Source organism: Actinoplanes sp. NPDC048796 (assembly GCF_040650035.1).
Lineage (GTDB): Bacteria > Actinomycetota > Actinomycetes > Mycobacteriales > Micromonosporaceae > Actinoplanes.
Genome location: NZ_JBEZGO010000001.1, coordinates 530,421 through 547,377, shown reverse-complemented (window position 1 = coordinate 547,377; position 16,957 = coordinate 530,421). Strand labels below are relative to the sequence as shown.

Sequence of the window (16,957 nt, the reverse complement as noted above, 5' to 3'; positions counted from 1 at the left end):
CCCTACGACACTTTCCCCGCCGATCAAGCAACGATGTCAGCGGCATCGCATCTGGCCGAAGTGATCGGGCCCCGGCGGCCCACGTTTCTCAGGATGATGGGGGATGGTCCGGCCACGGCACCGCGTACGCCGGGTCCGTTCCCTGGGTGAGGCGGGCGAAGCGCAGCAGTTCGCGGGCGATGCCGGCGTTGCCCATGGCCCAGCCGGGCTCCGGCGGGAGGGCACTGAGCGTCGCGCGGTGCTCGTGATTCGACCAGCGTGCGCCCGAGGCGTCGACGGTGGCCCGGGCCCGCAGGTCGTCGACCAGCACCTGGGCGAAGTCGAGCGGGATACCCCGCTCGAGGTGGCGGTCGCAGGCCAGCGCGAGAACCCCGGCCGTTCCGCAGCAGCGGCCGCTGTTGTCCCAGAAGCCCGGGCGTACGCGGTGCGGAAGCCCCGAGTGTATGACGGTGTGCCAGCAGCGGTCGCCCAGTGCGGTCCAGGCGCTGTCGCCGGTCACAGCGGCCAGCAGCCGGAAGACCTGGGCGTCGCCGGCGGGGCCGTTGCACCAGCCGTAGCTGTAGCGCTCGATCAGTTCCGGCCGGTGCGGCGGGTCGGAATGCGGGACGAGGAAGCCGTCGGGGCCCGCCTCGTCGCGGCTCACCACGTCGGCCGCGCCGGCCAGGGCCACCTCGAGGAAGTCGCCGCGACCGGCGGCGGCCCCCACGGCGGCCAGGGCGTAGACGATCCCGAGGGTTCCGTGCGCGATGTGGTGGGACCGCGGCGGGCTCGGGCGGACCGCCCAGTTGACCCCGCCGGGAGTCGGGTCGGCGGTGTCGAGATAGGGCGCCGCCGCGAGGACGGCCAGCTCCGGGTCGCCGGCGTGCAGAGCGCCCAGGGCGATCCCGGCGTTGCCGAACAGCAGCTCGAACATGGGGCCCCAGCGCTCCCCGTCGAACCGCGAGCGGACGAGCCGCAGAGCCCGGTCCGCGGCCCTCCCGGCGGACGAGTCGCCGAGCAGGCGATGCACCGCGCGCTGGGCGACCGCCGTACCCGTCAAGCCGAAATACAACGAGCAGTCGTCGACCTCGGCCAGGGCGGCCGCACCTCGAAGAGCCGCGTCGCCGTAGCGATCGTCGCCGAAGTGGCGGTGACCCTCCAGCAGCGCGAGCACGGCACCCGCGCCGCCGCTGTACAGCGAGTGGTCGCCCGCCGGCACCGACTCGATCATCCAGTCGAGAGCACCGGCGGCCAGTCCCTCCGCGTCTGCCGTCATGGTGTGGCAGCCTGCCATGACCGTCTAGGGTCGTCCGCATGGCGACACGGCTCGTGCAGATCACCATGAAGGCCCGGGACGACGCGGCGCTGGGCTGGACGCTCTCCAGCGGGGGTCCCGGCATCACCAACCTCGAGCCCGTGAGCCTCACCGACCCGGAAGGCAACGAGTTCTGCCTGCCGACCCCGGCCTGAGCAGGAAAGACGCGATGAGGGAGAACGACTGGCGGGATCCGGAGTGGGTGGCGGGTGCCCATGAGTGGACCGCCGGGCATCTGGACGCGCCCGCGGTGGGGGCTGTTGAAGAGGTTCGGGTGCGGCCGTGGTCGGTTTCGCATCGGGTGATGACGGGGGCGGGGGCCCGCTGGTTCAAGGCGAACATCACCGGGTGTCGCTATGAGGCGGGGCTGGCGGCGGCGCTTGCCGAGTGGGTGCCGGGGCGGACGCTGGCGCCGATCGCGGTGGACACCGAGCGGGGCTGGCTTCTCACGGCGGACGCCGGGCCGACGCTGCGCGATCTCGGTGACGGCGGTCACTCGACGACAACGTCTTCGCCGGGTTCCGGTTCTTCGACTGGGGTGACGCCAGCGTCGGGCATCCGTTCGGGTCGCTGCTCGTCGCGCTGGGTGTGGCCGGTGCGGATCGGGCGGAGCGGCTTCGGGACGCGTACCTGGAAGTCTGGTCGGACCTGGGGTCGCTGAAAAGCCTTCGCCGCTCCGCCTCGCTCGCCTTCCGCCTGGCTCGCGTGTCCCGGGCCATGGCCTGGCGTCGGGCGGTCGAGGGTGCGGCCCTGCCCGTCGACGAGGACTTCCGCACCGCGGCCGACTGGTGGCTCGGGCAGCTGCCCGAGCCCACGCCGATCTAGAGGGTCTAGAGGAGCCGCAGGTCGGTGAGGGCGTCGACCAGGCGGGTGACGTCCTCGGCGGTGGAGCCCAGGCCGAAGCTCGCGCGCAGCAGGCCGGGGGCGGTCTCGCAGCCCTCGGTGGTGGCGTGGCCGGTCAGGCGGCGGACGAGCGGGTGGGCGCAGAACTGGCCGGCCCGCACGCCGATGCCGTAGTCGCGGCCCAGGCGCTCGGCGACGCCGGACGGGTCCGGCAGGGCGAAGGAGACGATGCCGACGCGCGGGACCTCGCCGCCGAACAGGGAGACGCCGTCCAGGCCGGCCAGCAGGCTCTGCTCGTGGTCCAGCAGGGCGGCCCGGTCGGCGCGCAGCAGCGCGTCGCAGACCGCGCCGAGGGCCACCGCGCCGATCAGGTTGGGGGTGCCGCCCTCGTGGCGGGCGGGGCCGGTGGCCCAGGTGACGTCGCCGGCGAGGTCGCCGACGGCGGCGCTGGCGCCACCGCCGTACAGGTAGGGCTGGGCCTCGTCGAGCCAGTCCTGACGGCCGGCCAGAACCCCGGCGCCAAAAGGTGCGTAAAGCTTGTGCCCGGACAAAGCGATGTAGTCGGCGCCGAGATCGTCGAGAGAGACGGGCACGTGGGGAGCCAACTGGGCGGCGTCGACGACGACCCGGGCGCCGTGGGCGTGCGCGATGTCGGCCAGTTGGCGGACGGGCCAGATCTCGCCCGTGACGTTGCTGGCTCCGGTCACCGCGAGGAGTGCCGGGCCGCTCACCGCGGACAGCGCCTGCTCGACGGCGGCCAGCGCGGAGGCGACGGAGGTGGGCGCGGGCAGGCGGACCGGGGAGGGCCAGGGGAGCAGGTTCGCGTGGTGCTCGCCGTCGAAGACGATCGTGGTGGTGCCCTCGGGGAGCGAGCGGGCGAGCAGGTTGAGCGAATCGGTGGTGTTACGGGTGAAGACGACCTCGTCGCCGGGGCGGCAGCCGAGGAATTCGGCCACGATGTCGCGGGCGCGCTCGTACTCGAGGGTCGACTTCTGCGAGCGGCGGCCGGTGCCGCGGTGCACGCTGCCGTACAGCGGAAGCAGGCTGGTCACGGCGTCGGCGGCGACCCGGACGGCCGGGGCCGAGGCCGCGTAGTCGAGGTGGGCGAAACGCACCGTACGGCCGTCGGGAAGATCAACCGTGAGGTCGGCGCCGATGATGTCGAGTTCGTCGGACATGGATGTGCCTCCGCATGGGTCGGGGACCCACCGCGGGCCCGCGCTTGCCCGCGTCGTCTTCGGCGCGAGCCTGGTCCTCACCCGGGGCACCCCATCGCGAACGCAAGGGTTGCCGGCCAGCGAGCCGGGGCTTGTCACTGGCGCTCATGACCTCCAGATCGAGACTAGCACCACCTATCTCCTACCGGGCAAGTAGGCATATGGTCGTCGCATGACGAAGCAGACTTGGGCCGAGTGGCACGCCGCGCACGAGCAGAACCGTGCCGACCGCCACGGGTTCCTCGCGGTGACCAGCCTCAACTTCCTCAACGAGACCCCGCAGCGCTTCACCGACGCCCCGGGCGAGTGGAGCACCGGACCGGACGGCGTAGTGGTCGACCTCACCGACGGCGAGTCCCTGACGGTCGACGGCGCCGAGGTGACCGGCCGGCACAGCTTCGGGGTGCTGCCCGAGCGCGGCGGCGTCACGGCCGGCTACGGCGACGCCGTGATCGAGGTGGCCAAGCGCAGCGGCTTCGACATCGTGCGGCCCCGGCACCCCGACAACCCGGTGCGTACGGGATATCGGGGCACCCCGGCCTTCGAGCCCACCGAGAAGTGGGAGCTGAGCGGGCGCTACGTGCCGTTCGAGGAGCCGCGGCAGATCACCGTGGGTGCGGCCGTCGAGGGTCTGGAGCACGTGTACGAGTCGCCGGGCCGGGTGGAGTTCGAGGCGCTGGGCACCCCGCTCGCCCTGACCGTGTTCAACGGGCACGCGCCGGGCACCTTCTTCGCGCTGTTCACCGACGAGACCTCGGGCGTGACCACGTACGCGGCCAACCGGAGCCTGGCCATCGACGCTCCCGCCGCCGACGGTTCCGTGGTGCTCGACTTCAACAAGGCCACGAACCTGCCGTGCGCCTACACGGAGTTCGCGACCTGCCCGCTGCCGCCGGCCGAGAACAGGCTGCCGATCGCCGTGGAGGCCGGCGAGAAAACCCCGGCGTGACCCCCCGGGCTCGTACGAGCCGGCCCGGACCCGATCGTCCACAAAGGATAGATATGGTCAAGCTGGTGGCCCTCGACGTGGTGAACGCGTTGCGGGACAGCGGGAAGCCGCGGTCGTCTTCACTGCCCTGCCGATGCCGGAGGACGCCCTGACATGCTCGGTGGGGCGGTCCTTTTGTCCGAAGAAAAGCTGGACGAGCCGCTTCCCTCGTGGGCGGTGGCGCGGGACACCGGCCGCTGGTCGGTCGCGGGCACCCCGGAGCAGCTGGCCGCCGCCGTACCGGAAAGATTCGAGGCCGGTGTTCGCGACGTATTGTCGATCAACGGCATCGCCGGCGACCGCACGCACGACTTCGTGGTCGGCGGCCCGCCGACCGAACTACGCCGGCGCGGCATCGTCAAGGAGGACTACCGCGGCAGCACCCTCCGCGACAACTTGGGACTGACGCTATGACACTGGACGCGATCGTCGTCGGCGGCGGGGCGATGGGCTCGGCCGCGGCCTGGCAGCTCGCCCGGCGCGGCGCCGACGTGGCGCTGCTGGAACGGTTCGAGCCGGGGCACAAGCACGGCGCCTCGCACGGAGCGTCGCGGATCTTCCGGTTCGCGTACGCGCAGCCCGACTACATCGCGCTGGCCCGCGAAGCCCTCGACCTGTGGCGGGAACTCGACCCGTCGCTGGTCGAGCTGACCGGCGGGGTCGACCACGGCGACCGCACGTCGATCGAGCCGATCGCCGCGGCCCTGGCCGCGGCCGGGGTGCCCGGCCAGTGGCTCCCGAAGGAGGAGGCCACCGCGCGCTGGCCGGGGCTGCGCTTCACCGGCCCGGTCTTCTTTCACCCGTCCAGCGGGCGCGTGCACGCCGACCGCGCGGTGGCCGCTCTGCAGACGGCCGCGTCGAAGCTCGGCGCCGACGTGCGGCACGAGACCGAGGTCACCGACATCACCGTGCGCGGGGACGACGACGTGGAGGTCGTCACGGCCGGTGCGACCCTGCGGGCGCGCCGGGTCGTCGTGGCGGCCGGCGCCTGGACGTCGAAGCTGCTGCCCGGCCTGCTGCCCCTGCGGGTGACCCAGGAACAACCGGCCCATTTCACGCCGCTCCCCGGGCTCTCATGGCCCAGCTTCATCCACCACGACGGCGGCGCCGGCGTCTACGGGCTGCTCACCCCCGGCGAGGGTGTGAAGGTGGGCTTCCACGGGAACGGGCCGGTGGTGGACCCGGACGTACGCGACTACGCCGCGGAGCCCGTACGGGCGGAACGCCTTCGTGACTACGTACGGCAATGGGTCCCCGGGGTCGACCCGGACCGTGACGTGCCGATCAGCTGTACCTACACGACCACCCCGACCTCGGACTTCGTCGTCGACCGCCACGGGCCGCTGGTGATTGCCGCCGGCTTTTCCGGGCATGGTTTCAAGTTCACGCCGGCGATCGGGCGGCTGCTGGCCGACCTGACCACCACCGGCACCCCGGCGATCCCCCGATTCGCCCTCCCCCTCGGACAGGAGAGCCGCCCATGACCATGCAGTCGGCGCTGGAACCGCTGCGCCTGCGGCGCGTCTTCGGTTCCTTCCCCACCGGCGTGACCGTCGTGTCGGCGCTCGTCGACGGCAAGCCCGCCGGCCTCGCGGCCAACTCGTTCGTCTCCGTGTCGCTGGACCCGCCGATGGTCTCGCTCTGCGTGGCGCACACCTCCACCACCTGGCCCACCTTGCGCCGGGCCGGCCGTCTCGGCGTCAGCGTGCTCGGCGCCCACCAGGAACAGGCCGGCCGCCAGCTCAGCGCCCGCGACGTCGATCGTTTCGCCGCGCTCGACTGGCGCACCAGCCCCGACGGCGCGGTCTTCCTGGAGGGCTCCAGCGCCTGGCTGGACTGCTCCATCGACCGCGAGATACCGGCCGGCGACCACGACATCATCCTGCTGCGCGTGCACGACCTCGACGCCGACGAGTCCGTGCCGCCGCTGGTCTTCCACGGCAGCACGTACCGGTCGCTAGCCCTCTGACAGCATCCAGTCGAGCGCGGCCTCGACGTGGAGCAGCGTGGTGTCGTACACCCGCAACGGGCTCTGCTCCTGATCCAGCAGGAGACCGATCTCCGTGCACCCGAAGATCACCGCTTCCGCCGGCAGTTTTTCCAGGATGCGCAGGTACGCCTGGCGTGAGCCCTCCTCGACCCGCCCCTGACAGAGCTCGTCGAAGATGACCCGGTGCACGGTGTCCCGGTCCTCCTGATCGGGAACGACGACGGTGAGGCCGTTCGCTTCCAGCCGCTTTCGGTAGAAGTCCTGCTCCATCGTGTAGCGCGTCCCCAGCAGAGCGACCTCCTTGACGCCGTCGTCCAGCAGCGCCCGCGCCGTGCCGTCCGCGATGTGCAGAACCGGAATGTCGACCGCGTCCTCGATGGCGCCGATCACCCGGTGCATGGTGTTGGTGCAGAGAATCAGGCCCTCGGCGCCGGCCCGCTCCAGCTTCCGCGCGCACTCACCGAGGAACTTCCCGGCCTCGTCCCAGGCCCCGGCCACCTGCATCCGCTCGATCTCGGCGAAGTCCACCGTGTAGGTGACGCTGTGCGCCGAATGCAGCCCGCCGAGGCGCTCCCGCACCCCACGGTTGAGCCGCTGATAGTAGTAGTCGGTCGATTCCCAGCTCATGCCGCCGAGCAGCCCCAGAACTCGCATGCACCCATGCTCTCGCGCCGGCCGCGCGGCGCCGACGGCCAATTCGCTTGACGCGGCTGATGTGCTGCGGACATGGACCCTGTACGCGCGGCGTTCGAACAGAACTTCACCGACGGGCTCGAAGTCGGTGCGAGCTTCTGCGCGACCGTCGACGGCGAGATCGTGGCCGACCTGTGGGGCGGGCACGCCGACGCGGCCCGCACCCGCCCGTGGGAGCGCGACACGATCGTCAACGTCTACTCGATCACCAAGACGATGGCGGCACTGACCGCGCTGCTGCTCGCCGACCGGGGCGACCTCGACTTCGGCGCCCCGGTGGCCCGCTACTGGCCCGCGTTCGCGGCCGGCGGCAAGGACGAGGTCACGGTCGCGCAGGTGATGAGCCATTCGGCCGGATTGTCGGGCTGGCGTGCGCCGCTGGAGCCGGAAGACCTCTACGACTGGGAGAAGGTCACCACGCTGCTGGCCGCTCAGGAACCGTTCTGGAAACCCGGCACCGCCTCGGGCTATCACGCGGTCACCCAGGGCTTCCTGATCGGTGAGATCGTCCGGCGCGTCACCGGCCGTACCCTGGGAACCGTCTTTCGATCGGAAATAGCCGAGCCGCTGGGCGCCGACTTCCACATCGGGCTGCCCGCCTCGGAGGAGCACCGGGTCGTCGAGCTGATCCCGCCGCCGGAGGAGGCGTTCTCGGGCGAGGTCACCGAGCTGCCGGACAACGCCGCCCACAACCCGCGCCTGACCACGGCCGTCGCCAACACCCGGGCCTGGCGGGCGGCCGAGATCCCGGCCGGCGGCGGCACCGGCAACGCCCGCTCGGTGGCCCGGATCCACACCATCCTGGCCTGCGGCGGCGGTGTGCTCTCGGAGGCGGCACGCCGTCGTGCCCTCGAGGTCCAGATCGAAGGCGTCGACCTCATCCTGGGCCTGCCCGTACGGTTCGGCCTCGGCTTCGCGGTGGGCGGCGACTTCATGCCGAGCCCCAACACCCTCTATTGGGGAGGCGCGGGCGGTTCCCTGGCTGTCATCGACCTGGACGCTCGCGCCACGTACGCCTACACGATGAACAAGATGGCCGGCGGCGTGGCCGACATGCGCGCGTTCGGTCCCATGGCCGCCGCCTGGGCGGCCACGTGATCGCCGTCAGCTGTCGCGCATGCGCGCTAATATCCGTGAGCCACCGACGACGGGAAGGGCAGCGTGGCTGACATGGCCGGCTATTCGGGTACGCCGTTGTACCGCAAGCTCGGCATCAAGCCGGGCCACCGGGTCGTACTTCTCGGCGCGCCGGCCGGCTTCGTGGCCACTCTGGATGGGCTGCCCGCCGGGGTCGTCGTCCGGCCCGAGTTGGCCGCCGGCGCGCCGGCCGACGTGATCGTGCTGTTCGTGACCGAACGCGACGAGTTGCAGTCCCGCCTCGGCGAGGTCAGACGCGGCATGGCCCAGGACGGCGGCTTCTGGGTCGCCTGGCCCAAGCGGGCGTCGAAGGTGCCGACGGACGTCACCGAGGACGTCATCCGCGACGTCGCGTTGCCGACCGGGTTGGTCGACAACAAGGTCTGTGCCATTGACACGACCTGGTCGGGTCTGCGGCTGGTCATCCGCCGCGAGAACCGCACACCGGCCGTTCAGGTTCAGAAGAATTCGTCGAGCAGACGGTAGAAATCGTTCTTCAGAGGATCAAGTTCGATGCCATAACGGTTCAAGAACCGGTCAGCCGGCCGGGGCTCACGCCGCGGATCGAAATCTTCCGTGAGCGACCTGACCACGAGGGCGAGATCGGCCCAGCGGTCGGCCACGCCCAGCCGGCCGGCATCGATGAAGCCGCTCACCTGCCAGGTCTCTGGATCCAGCATCACATTGGGCAGGCTCAGGTCGCCGTGGCAGACCACCAGGTCTTCCTTCGACGGCTGGGTGGAGATCAGTTGGGCGACCAGTTCGTCTCGCGTCCAACCCGTGCGCTCATCGTCCACATCGTCGAGGTCCACGTCGGCCGCCAATGCCTCAGGCATCACCACGGACAGACGGCGATCGAATGGGCACTCGGCGATCGGCAGCGCGTGCAACGCGTGGATCATGTCGGCGAGGGCGTCGACGATGCGCGGACGGGATGCCTCAGGCCACTTCTCGGCGGCCGACACGCCCGGCACCTCGGCTGTCACGAGCAGACCGGGACGGCAATCGATGACCTCGGCGGCGGGAATGCCGTGCTCACGCAGCCAGGACAGGCGCGCGCCCTCACCCACCAAGTCGTCCCGCGGATCGTCCGACACCTTTCGATACAAACCGTTGCGCCGGTCGACCATGACAGTCGCACCGGACTCACCGATCGTCACCGGTTCCCACATTCGGCAAGGATCTCACTATCGATTCCGCTGACAGCGAGGGTCCAGCGGCAGGTGGCTGACTTCATAGTGCCGGAGACCGCCTTCACCTCCGCAGTGACTTGCCACGGTATGCGCCTCAGTGGCGCTCATCGACGGCCCAGCCGCCATTGCCGGTCCGGCAATTACCAGATCGCCCCGGTAACCCGTAGACGCCGTACAGTGTCACCGTGTCGAAGGTCAGGAAGTATGCCTACTGGTCAATTCCAAAGACCAGATCGCCAAGGCCACGTTGGACTTCCTAGGCTCCTCGGCGGTTGAGGACTTCGCCAAGTCGACGCGAGTGGAGATAGCCAAGGGGCACGGCAGAGTCGAGTTCGCTCGCTACGCCGGTGGACATAACGGCGTGGTGACCTACACCGAAGTCGCCACCTCAGAAGGTGAACGCGTCGGCGTCTGTCTCTTTGGCAGCTTGGACAATCTGGCGGACTGGGCTGGGGCGAAGGACGACTTCCCGGCCGGATGGTCTTCTTCGGCCTGGTACGCGATTGCGGATCTGCTGCGGAGCAGGGGCGTCGTGAAGGAATCCCAGTGGGATGATGACGAACAATTGGACACGCGGCTCACGCCCGGCCGTTGGGCAGACCTTCCTGCCAACGTCGATCGGATACTCACGGGGGCGCTCATGTGGGTTCGCACCGGGCCAGAGTCAGTCACACTCTACTCAAAACTGAGGCGAGAACTGGGGACCACCCTGTTCTGAGACTTAGACCTTGTCCAGCCAGAGGACGATGCCGGTGGTGCCGGTGAGGACCGCGGCCACGCCGGCTCGGATGGCGGCGGCGCAGCGGGACTCGGTGAACGACGCCGGGTCGTAGGCCGAGGACATGCCCAGGCCCTCGCCGCGGAACGAGGCGCCGGACCAGTCGGCCGCTGTCACGTTGACCGTGGGTTCGGCCAGTTCGGCTCCGACGACCAGGAAGTGCTGGTCCAGGTGGTTGGCGCTGACGGTGGTCAGGGCGTCGATCAGGGGGTTGCCGGCGCTGACGATCAGGTCCGGTTTCAGGTTCATCGCCGTGACGATGTCGTCGATCGGGTTGCCGGGGTCGGCCGCCACCTCGCGCAGGTCGACGTCCTCGTCCTTCGCCCAGTCGCGGACGCCCTTCGTCAGGGCCTTCGTCGGTGCGTCGTCGCCCGAGTGCAGCAGCACCACCCGGTAGCCCTTCGACGGGTGGATGCCGTCCCACGAGCCGGGGGAGGGGGTGACCGTGGCCTCGGGGGTGGGCGGGGCGGCCGGGTCGGTGAAGCCGGCGCCGAGGGTGCCGACGGGGGTGGGCGTGGGGTGGGGCTGGGACCAGTCGCTTCCGTTGCCGCAGCCGGCGACGGTCAGCAGGGCGGCCGCGGCGACGGCGCAGAGCAGGCGGCGCAAGACGTACTTCCTCTCAACATCAGGCGATCTTTTCTAGCCGACCGAAGGCGGGAAAACCGCCTGCGAGCTGCTTTTTCTCCATCGGTTCGCCAGTGTTTTTGATCTTGTTAACCCGCACGGTGCACGGTGCAACGATGAAACGCATCGCCCTGGTGATCGCCGTCGCGGCGCTCGCCCTGCTGGGAGCCACGCCGGCGTACGCGCACGGATTCAGCTCGACCGTGTACACCGACGTCACCTCGGGCGGTGACGGGCACGTCCGTACCAAGCTGGAGCTCGAGTACGACCTGCTGGTCGTCTCGGCCGCCGACATGGAGAAGGACGATCCGCTGTTCCGGTCGGGAACCGCCGCGTTCGAGGACGGCGATTCCGGCGGCCAGGCCCGGGCGCTCAACGAGCACGCCGAGACCGTCGTCAGCTACGTGACGAAGCGTTACTCGCTGACCGCCGGTAGCCGATCGTGCACGGCGACGCGGGAGGGCGACTTCACGATCGGGGAGCGGGAGGGTGTCCCGTACGCCGATCTGCTCCTCGACTGGACCTGCCCCGGCGCCGGGAACGGGCATGAGCTGCGCAGCGGCCTCTTCCCGGACGGCGAGGGCTACGTCAAAGGCACGAAGACGATCGTCACGTACGAGATCGACGGCCGTACGGGCAGTGCCGCGCTCGACTCGGGGCATCCCACCTTCTCCACGGCGCAGAGCTGGTACGAGCGGTTCTGGGAGTTCTTCCGGCTGGGCGCCGAGCACCTGCTCACCGGCCTCGACCACATCCTGTTCCTGCTGGCCCTGATCGCCGGCTCGCGCCGCCTGCGCGAGGTCGTGCTCGCCGCCACCAGCTTCACGCTGGCCCATTCGGTGACCTTCATGCTGGCCGCGCTGGGCCTGGTCGACGTGCCGGCCCGGGTGGTGGAGCCGATCATCGCGTTGTCGATCGCCGTGGTCGCCGCCTGGTATCTCGTGCGGGTCTGGCGGCGCGGCGACCATGCCACCGACCTGGACACGGCGAAAGGGCTCGACCGTGCCGGGTGGACGCGCCTGGCTGTCGTGTTCTGCTTCGGGCTCGTACACGGACTCGGGTTTGCCGGTGCCCTGGGGATCGACGAGGCGTTCTCGTGGACGCTGCTGTGGTCGCTGCTGGTCTTCAACGTCGGCATCGAGGTCGTGCAGTTGTCGATCATCGCGGTCGTCTTCCCGCTCCTGATCGTGTTGCGCCGGCGGAGCCCGCGGGCGGCGCTGTGGGTGACCGGTTTGATCTCGGCTGGGGTGGCGGCGATGGGCCTCGTGTGGTTCATCCAGCGGGTAAGAGCCTGACTTTTCGGCAGGTGCCACCGGAGTTCTTGATCTTGTTCATGAGCGGTTCACGGAGGCCAACCAGCTTGAGCATGCATTTCGCAACCCCCTCTCATCTGGATTGAGGAAAAACGATGAGATCCAGCAGGCACCATCGCGTCGGCGCGACCGCCGGCGCGGCGGTACTCGGCCTCGCCATCGCCCTCGGCGGCGGCCTGGCCACCCCCGCGAGCGCGGCCGACACGGCCACGCTCAGCGCCATCATCCTGGGCGTGGGCGCCGACGAGACCCAGCGCATCGTCACCTGGTACTCCTCGGCCGACACCGCCCAGCAGGTCCAGCTCGCGCCCACCGCCTCGATCGTCAACGGCGAGTTCCCCGCGAACTCGGCGACGTTCGCCGCGGTGGGAGCGGCGAACATCGCGACCAGCGGTGGCTTCAACCGGCACGCGACGATCACCGGGCTGAAGGAGAACACCCCGTACTCGTACCGGGTGGGCTCCGAGGGCAACTGGTCGCCGGCGTACGCCTTCAAGACCCAGGACTTCGAGGGCGACTACGACTTCCTGTTCTACGGCGACCCGCAGATCGGCGCCTCCGGCGACCTGGCCAAGGACCAGGCCGGCTGGGTGGACACGGTGAACGTCTCGACGGCGGCCAACCCGAACGCCGAGCTTCTGGTGTCCGGCGGCGACCAGGTCGAGACGGCCAACACCGAGGCCCAGTGGAACGCGTTCCTGGCCCCGCCGCAGCTGAAGTCGGTTCCGTGGGCGGCCACCATCGGCAACCACGACGTCGGCGGCAAGGCGTACGAGCAGCACCTGTTCACCCCGAACACGGACCGCTCGGCGTCCTACTACGCCAACGGCCAGCCGACCTCCAACACCTCGGGCGGCGACTACTACTACATCTACAAGGACACGCTGTTCATCGACCTGAACAGCAACTCCTACGCCACCTCGCAGGGTGGTGGCGGCGACGAGGCCCACCTGGCCTACGTCACCGATGTGATCAACAAGCACGGCGCCGAGGCGAAGTGGACGGTGCTGGTCTACCACCACGCCATCTACTCGGCCGCGTCGCACGCCAAGGACGGCGACAACAAGGTACGCCGGACGGACTTCCCGACCACCTTCTCGAAGCTCGGCGTCGACCTGGTGCTGCAGGGCCACGACCACGTCTACACCCGCAGCTACCTGATCAAGAACGGTGCCAAGGCCAACCCGGACGAGCAGCCGGGCGCCGCCGACGTCACCGCGGGCCCCGGCGGTGTCCTGTACGTGACCGCGAACTCGGCCTCGGGTTCGAAGTACTACGACATCACCAAGCCCGACAGCAGCGGCACCAGCGGCCCCGGCAACGGCCCGGACCCGCTCAAGCCGGAGAACTACTGGTACAACTCGGTCCAGAACCAGGAGCACGTCCGCTCGTACGTCAAGGTCGAGGTCCGCGGCGACAAGCTGGTCGTCCAGAACCTCCGCAGCGGCACCTGCGCGGCGCCGAACGCGGCGGTGGAGAAGGGCGTCTCCTGCACCAACACCGAGAGCGGCCAGCCGGTCGGCTCCATCGTCGACAAGGTGACCGTGCACCCGTACAACGGTGACGGCCAGCAGATCCAGGTCGCCGTGCCGAACGCGGCGCCCGGCGAGTTCGGCTGGACGATCGACGGCTACAACGGCCTGGTCGACCTCGGCACCGCCAAGGAGAACACCACCGGCGACTACTTCGCCGCCAGCGGTGAGATCAACCCGATCGTCGTCTCCGACACCCGTCGCACCCTCTCGCCGTGGTCGATCGCGGCCAGCGTGGGCGACTTCAAGGACGCCGACAAGTCGTTCTCGGGCGCCAACCTCGGCTGGACCCCGGGCGTCATCGCCAACGGCGCCGGCGCCAAGGCCGGTGCGGCCGTGGCCTCGGGCTTCGGCGGCAACGGGGACGGTCTGTCGGTCTCGCGCGGTCTCGCGTCGGCCGAGCAGGGCCACGCCCGCGGCACCGCCAAGGTCAGCGCCGGCCTGGACCTGAAGGTCCCGGGCGACGCGGCCAAGGGCACCTACCGCACCACCCTCACGATCACCGCGCTCAGCAGCTGATCGAGTTTCACCGGCGGGGCGGCGCCTGCGAGGGCCGCCCCGCTTTCTACGTAGGGATTTACCGATGAAGACCAGACTTGCCCTGTTCGCCGCCATCTTCCTCGTGAGCATGGTGCCGACGCCCGCTTTCGCCGACGAGGGCGACGTCACCTGGACGGTACGGACGGAGTCCAACAGCTTCGGCGCCACCCGGTCCAGCTTCAGCTACGCCGTGAACCCGGGCGGACAGGCCAAGGACGGGCTGGTCGTCGCGAACCGCGGGAAGACGGCGCTCAAGCTGGGCGTGTACGCCGCCGACGGCTTCACCACCGACACCGGCACGCTCGACCTCAAGGGCGCGGACGCCACGGGCAAGGGCGTCGGGGCCTGGGTGCACGCGGCCCGCAAGGACGTGACGGTCGCGGCCGGGAAGACGGTCACCGTGCCGTTCACCGTCGAGATCCCGTCGAACGCGACGCCGGGCGACTACGTCGGCGGCATCATCACCTCGCTGACCCAGGCCGACGACACCGCTCAGGTGAACGTCGACCGCCGGCTCGGCATCAAGATCAAGCTCCGGGTGGGTGGCGACCTCACGCCCGCTTTGACGATCGAGGACACCCATATTTCGTACGACGGCACCGCGAACCCGTTCGGCCGGGGCACCGCGACCGTCGACTACACGATCCACAATGTCGGCAACGCGGTCGAGACGGCCCAGCAGGGCGTGCAGATCACCGGCCCGTTCGGCCTGTTCAAGGCCGAGACCACCACGATCGCCAATCCGCCGGAGCTGCTGCCCGGCGAGAGCTGGAAGGTCTCCGTCCCGGTCGAGGGCGTCACCGCCGCGATCCTGCTCGACGCCACGGTCACGCTGGTACCGCAGCTCACCGACGCCTCCGGCTCGACCAGCTCGCTCGACAAGGTGAGCGCCACCGCGCACGGCTGGGCCTGGCCGTGGACGCTGCTCGCGCTGATCGTCGCCCTGATCGCGATCGTCGTGGCCGCCGTCGTCCTGACCCGCCGCAGCCGCGCCCGCCGCCGGGCCCGCGAGGACGCCCGGGTCCGCGACGCCGTCGCCGACGCCCTGCGCGACAAGGCCTCAGCGGCCGGCTGAGATCACCGCCGGGGTGGTGAGCAGCCACGACGCGGTGGTGCGGGCCTCCTGGGGCATGCGGGCGTCCTCGCGGACGCGGTGCAGCAGGCCGCGGTGGCTGTCGGTGCCGATGCCGTACGTGACGCCGTGCAGGATCTCGCGGCCGAGGCCGTCGGGGGAGCGCTGCCAGGCCGCGAGCTGGATGGCCAGGATGCGGCTCCAGGCCGGTTCCGGGAACGCGCCCGCGCAGTGCGGCGTGGCCCAGGCCGCCGCGTAGCGGGCCCGCTCACCGAACTCGCGCTCGGTCAGGATCTGGCCGATCAGCGGGCGGTGCACCTCGGAGCCGAGGTTGGTCAGGGTCCGCAGCGCGGCGTCGAGGTCGGTGTCACGGCGCCCGCGCAGATCGGTCACGACCCGGTCGAGGATGGCCGCGGCCACCGGCTCGCGCAGCGGGGTGGCCGCCACGAACATCGAGGAGAGCAGGCGCTCGTCCGGGTTGTCGCTGTCGAGGCACTCGCCGATCAGGCGGGCCAGGGTGACCTCGGCCGGCCGGTCGACGGGTGCCTGTGAGCAGGCGCGGGCCACTATGAGCCGGGCCTTGACTCCGGCATCCGAGGAGAAGCCACCCGCCGAGGGCGGGGTCTCGCCGGTCAGGGCGCGGTTGACCTCGGCCGCGAGCGGGCGCAGCATGCCGGCCAGGCCGGGGTCGGCGAGCAGGGCGTTCACCGAGCGGCCGATGTCGCCGAGCTCGCCGGGGCTGAAGTGCCGGACCCGGATCTTGCGGACGGCGGCGAGCAGCGCGCCGTACCGCGCCCGGTCGTCGCCGTCGGCGGCGATCATCCGGCGGATGTGGCCGTTCGCGTCCGGGTGGGCCGTCGTGTCCAGCAGGGACAACGGCTCGACGACCACCGGGTTGCCGGGGTCCGAGGCGAGCCGGATGCAGGCGTCGACCGCGTGCACCCCGGCGTCGGGGTGACCGAGCAGCCGGCTCATCGCCTCCTGCCGTTGCAGCCAGGCGCTGTTCTCGGCCACCGCCAGCTCGGTGAGCAGCCGTTGCGACAGGCTCTGCCAGAGCCGCGGCGGGTGCAGGACCAGGCCGGGCCGGGCCCGGACCAGGTCGGTCAGCTCGTCCCACTCGCCGCCGGTGATCGGGCCGGCGCCGGTGGCCACCTCGAGCAGGGCGTGCAGCCGCCGCGGATCGCCCGCCTCGGCCGTGGCGGCCGGCTCACCGGTGGCCCGGTCGAGGGCGTCCTTCAGCGTGGTCAGCGAATGCGGGGCGAGCCCGAGCAGGTCCTCGTACCGCCGGATCGCCGCCCGCGGCGCGCTGGTCGTGCCGTTCTCCCAGCGGGTGATCTGGGACTCGGCGAGCGGGCGGTCGCCCGGCGGGCGGAAGGCGGCGGCGAAGACCTTGCCGGTGCGCCAGCGGGGATCGCGGGCCAGGCGCCGGTTGACCCGGAGCAACCAGCCGATCCGCTCGCGAGGGGTGGCTGCCGGCACTCGATCGAACTTACTTGCCGTGACGAGATCAATGCAATCGAGAAAGTTGCACGGGCGCGTTCCGGTTGCAATCGATCTACGATCGCGGCCGCCACCTGGGTACCCTCGCGCCCGGAGGCACCCTTGGAAAGCTCGCTGGCGGGCGAGCTTCGTGGCCGCACGGTGGCGGCAAACGCCGTGCCGGCCCGAGCGCCGGTGTCCCTCGGGGGGAGGGGCGCCGGCGCTCTTCCTTAACCAGCCCTTCTCCTGCTGATCAAGTCAGCT

At 70.6% G+C, this 16,957-nt stretch carries 18 protein-coding genes and 1 riboswitch; of the genes, 12 read left to right on the top strand and 6 right to left on the bottom strand.

Translation table 11 applies throughout. The features are described 5' to 3' along the window. Positions 1-88: 88 nt before the first annotated feature. Positions 89-1,255: a lanthionine synthetase LanC family protein gene (locus AB0C26_RS02580; protein WP_360240339.1), complete on the bottom strand. Its 1,167-nt coding sequence runs from the start codon at positions 1,253-1,255 to the stop codon at positions 89-91. Between the two features lie 38 nt (positions 1,256-1,293). On the opposite strand from AB0C26_RS02580, the gene AB0C26_RS02575 reads away from it, so the two are divergent. Beyond that, positions 1,294-1,449 (top strand): hypothetical protein, encoded by a 156-nt coding sequence (locus AB0C26_RS02575; RefSeq protein ID WP_360240336.1) that lies wholly within the window; start codon positions 1,294-1,296, stop codon positions 1,447-1,449. A 14-nt stretch (positions 1,450-1,463) separates the two neighbouring features. After that, positions 1,464-1,955: a hypothetical protein gene (locus tag AB0C26_RS02570; protein WP_360240333.1), complete on the top strand. Its 492-nt coding sequence runs from the start codon at positions 1,464-1,466 to the stop codon at positions 1,953-1,955. 169 nt (positions 1,956-2,124) lie between these two features. On the opposite strand, the gene AB0C26_RS02565 is transcribed toward AB0C26_RS02570, so the two are convergent. Further along, positions 2,125-3,315 (bottom strand): aminotransferase class V-fold PLP-dependent enzyme, encoded by a 1,191-nt coding sequence (locus AB0C26_RS02565; RefSeq protein WP_360240330.1) that lies wholly within the window; start codon positions 3,313-3,315, stop codon positions 2,125-2,127. 35 nt (positions 3,316-3,350) lie between these two features. Beyond that, positions 3,351-3,467, bottom strand: a riboswitch (SAM riboswitch). 59 nt (positions 3,468-3,526) lie between these two features. On the opposite strand from AB0C26_RS02565, the gene AB0C26_RS02560 reads away from it, so the two are divergent. The 4 genes from AB0C26_RS02560 (at position 3,527) to AB0C26_RS02545 (ending at position 6,311) form a co-directional block, all read left to right on the top strand. After that, positions 3,527-4,303, top strand: a complete 777-nt coding sequence (locus AB0C26_RS02560; RefSeq protein WP_360240327.1) for a DUF1684 domain-containing protein — start codon at positions 3,527-3,529, stop codon at positions 4,301-4,303. A 153-nt stretch (positions 4,304-4,456) separates the two neighbouring features. After that, positions 4,457-4,756: a hypothetical protein gene (locus AB0C26_RS02555; protein WP_360240324.1), complete on the top strand. Its 300-nt coding sequence runs from the start codon at positions 4,457-4,459 to the stop codon at positions 4,754-4,756. Next, positions 4,753-5,826: an FAD-dependent oxidoreductase gene (locus tag AB0C26_RS02550; RefSeq protein ID WP_360240321.1), complete on the top strand. Its 1,074-nt coding sequence runs from the start codon at positions 4,753-4,755 to the stop codon at positions 5,824-5,826. The genes AB0C26_RS02555 and AB0C26_RS02550 overlap by 4 nt, the downstream gene beginning before the upstream one ends. Further along, positions 5,823-6,311 (top strand): flavin reductase family protein, encoded by a 489-nt coding sequence (locus AB0C26_RS02545; RefSeq protein ID WP_360240318.1) that lies wholly within the window; start codon positions 5,823-5,825, stop codon positions 6,309-6,311. Before AB0C26_RS02550 ends, AB0C26_RS02545 begins: the two co-directional genes overlap by 4 nt. Here the strand turns inward: AB0C26_RS02545 and AB0C26_RS02540 are convergent. Next, complete coding sequence (locus AB0C26_RS02540) at positions 6,300-6,986, bottom strand: aspartate/glutamate racemase family protein (protein ID WP_360240315.1); 687 nt, start codon at positions 6,984-6,986, stop codon at positions 6,300-6,302. The genes AB0C26_RS02545 and AB0C26_RS02540 overlap by 12 nt on opposite strands. Before the next feature lie 72 nt (positions 6,987-7,058). Between AB0C26_RS02540 and AB0C26_RS02535 the strand changes: the two genes are divergently transcribed. After that, the gene (locus tag AB0C26_RS02535; protein ID WP_360240312.1) at positions 7,059-8,123 is read left to right on the top strand and encodes a serine hydrolase domain-containing protein; all 1,065 of its coding nucleotides are present in this window, start codon (positions 7,059-7,061) and stop codon (positions 8,121-8,123) included. Positions 8,124-8,195: 72 nt separating this feature from the next. After that, positions 8,196-8,648: a DUF3052 family protein gene (locus AB0C26_RS02530; protein WP_360243472.1), complete on the top strand. Its 453-nt coding sequence runs from the start codon at positions 8,196-8,198 to the stop codon at positions 8,646-8,648. Here the strand turns inward: AB0C26_RS02530 and AB0C26_RS02525 are convergent. Further along, the gene (locus AB0C26_RS02525) at positions 8,621-9,322 is read right to left on the bottom strand and encodes an APH(3') family aminoglycoside O-phosphotransferase (protein WP_360240309.1); all 702 of its coding nucleotides are present in this window, start codon (positions 9,320-9,322) and stop codon (positions 8,621-8,623) included. The genes AB0C26_RS02530 and AB0C26_RS02525 overlap by 28 nt on opposite strands. Positions 9,323-9,719: 397 nt before the next feature. Here AB0C26_RS02525 and AB0C26_RS02520 point away from each other — a divergent pair, with 397 nt between their 5' ends. Then, entirely contained in the window at positions 9,720-10,073 is a 354-nt protein-coding gene (locus AB0C26_RS02520; RefSeq protein WP_360240306.1) for a hypothetical protein, read from the top strand. Between the two features lie 3 nt (positions 10,074-10,076). On the opposite strand, the gene AB0C26_RS02515 is transcribed toward AB0C26_RS02520, so the two are convergent. Beyond that, on the bottom strand, positions 10,077-10,739 hold the full coding sequence (locus AB0C26_RS02515; protein WP_360240304.1) for a hypothetical protein: 663 nt from the start codon (positions 10,737-10,739) through the stop codon (positions 10,077-10,079). 134 nt (positions 10,740-10,873) lie between these two features. Here AB0C26_RS02515 and AB0C26_RS02510 point away from each other — a divergent pair, with 134 nt between their 5' ends. The 3 genes from AB0C26_RS02510 to AB0C26_RS02500 all read left to right on the top strand — a co-directional run bounded on the left by AB0C26_RS02510 (position 10,874) and on the right by AB0C26_RS02500 (position 15,217). Beyond that, the gene (locus AB0C26_RS02510; protein WP_360240301.1) at positions 10,874-12,052 is read left to right on the top strand and encodes a HupE/UreJ family protein; all 1,179 of its coding nucleotides are present in this window, start codon (positions 10,874-10,876) and stop codon (positions 12,050-12,052) included. A 113-nt stretch (positions 12,053-12,165) separates the two neighbouring features. Then, on the top strand, positions 12,166-14,121 hold the full coding sequence (locus tag AB0C26_RS02505; protein ID WP_360240298.1) for a fibronectin type III domain-containing protein: 1,956 nt from the start codon (positions 12,166-12,168) through the stop codon (positions 14,119-14,121). 64 nt (positions 14,122-14,185) lie between these two features. Next, positions 14,186-15,217, top strand: a complete 1,032-nt coding sequence (locus tag AB0C26_RS02500; protein ID WP_360240295.1) for a WxL protein peptidoglycan domain-containing protein — start codon at positions 14,186-14,188, stop codon at positions 15,215-15,217. Here the strand turns inward: AB0C26_RS02500 and AB0C26_RS02495 are convergent. After that, positions 15,203-16,693, bottom strand: coding sequence for a hypothetical protein (locus AB0C26_RS02495; protein WP_360240292.1), 1,491 nt, complete (start codon positions 16,691-16,693; stop codon positions 15,203-15,205). The two genes, AB0C26_RS02500 and AB0C26_RS02495, sit on opposite strands and share 15 nt — an antisense overlap. Between the last annotated feature and the right edge of the window lie 264 nt (positions 16,694-16,957).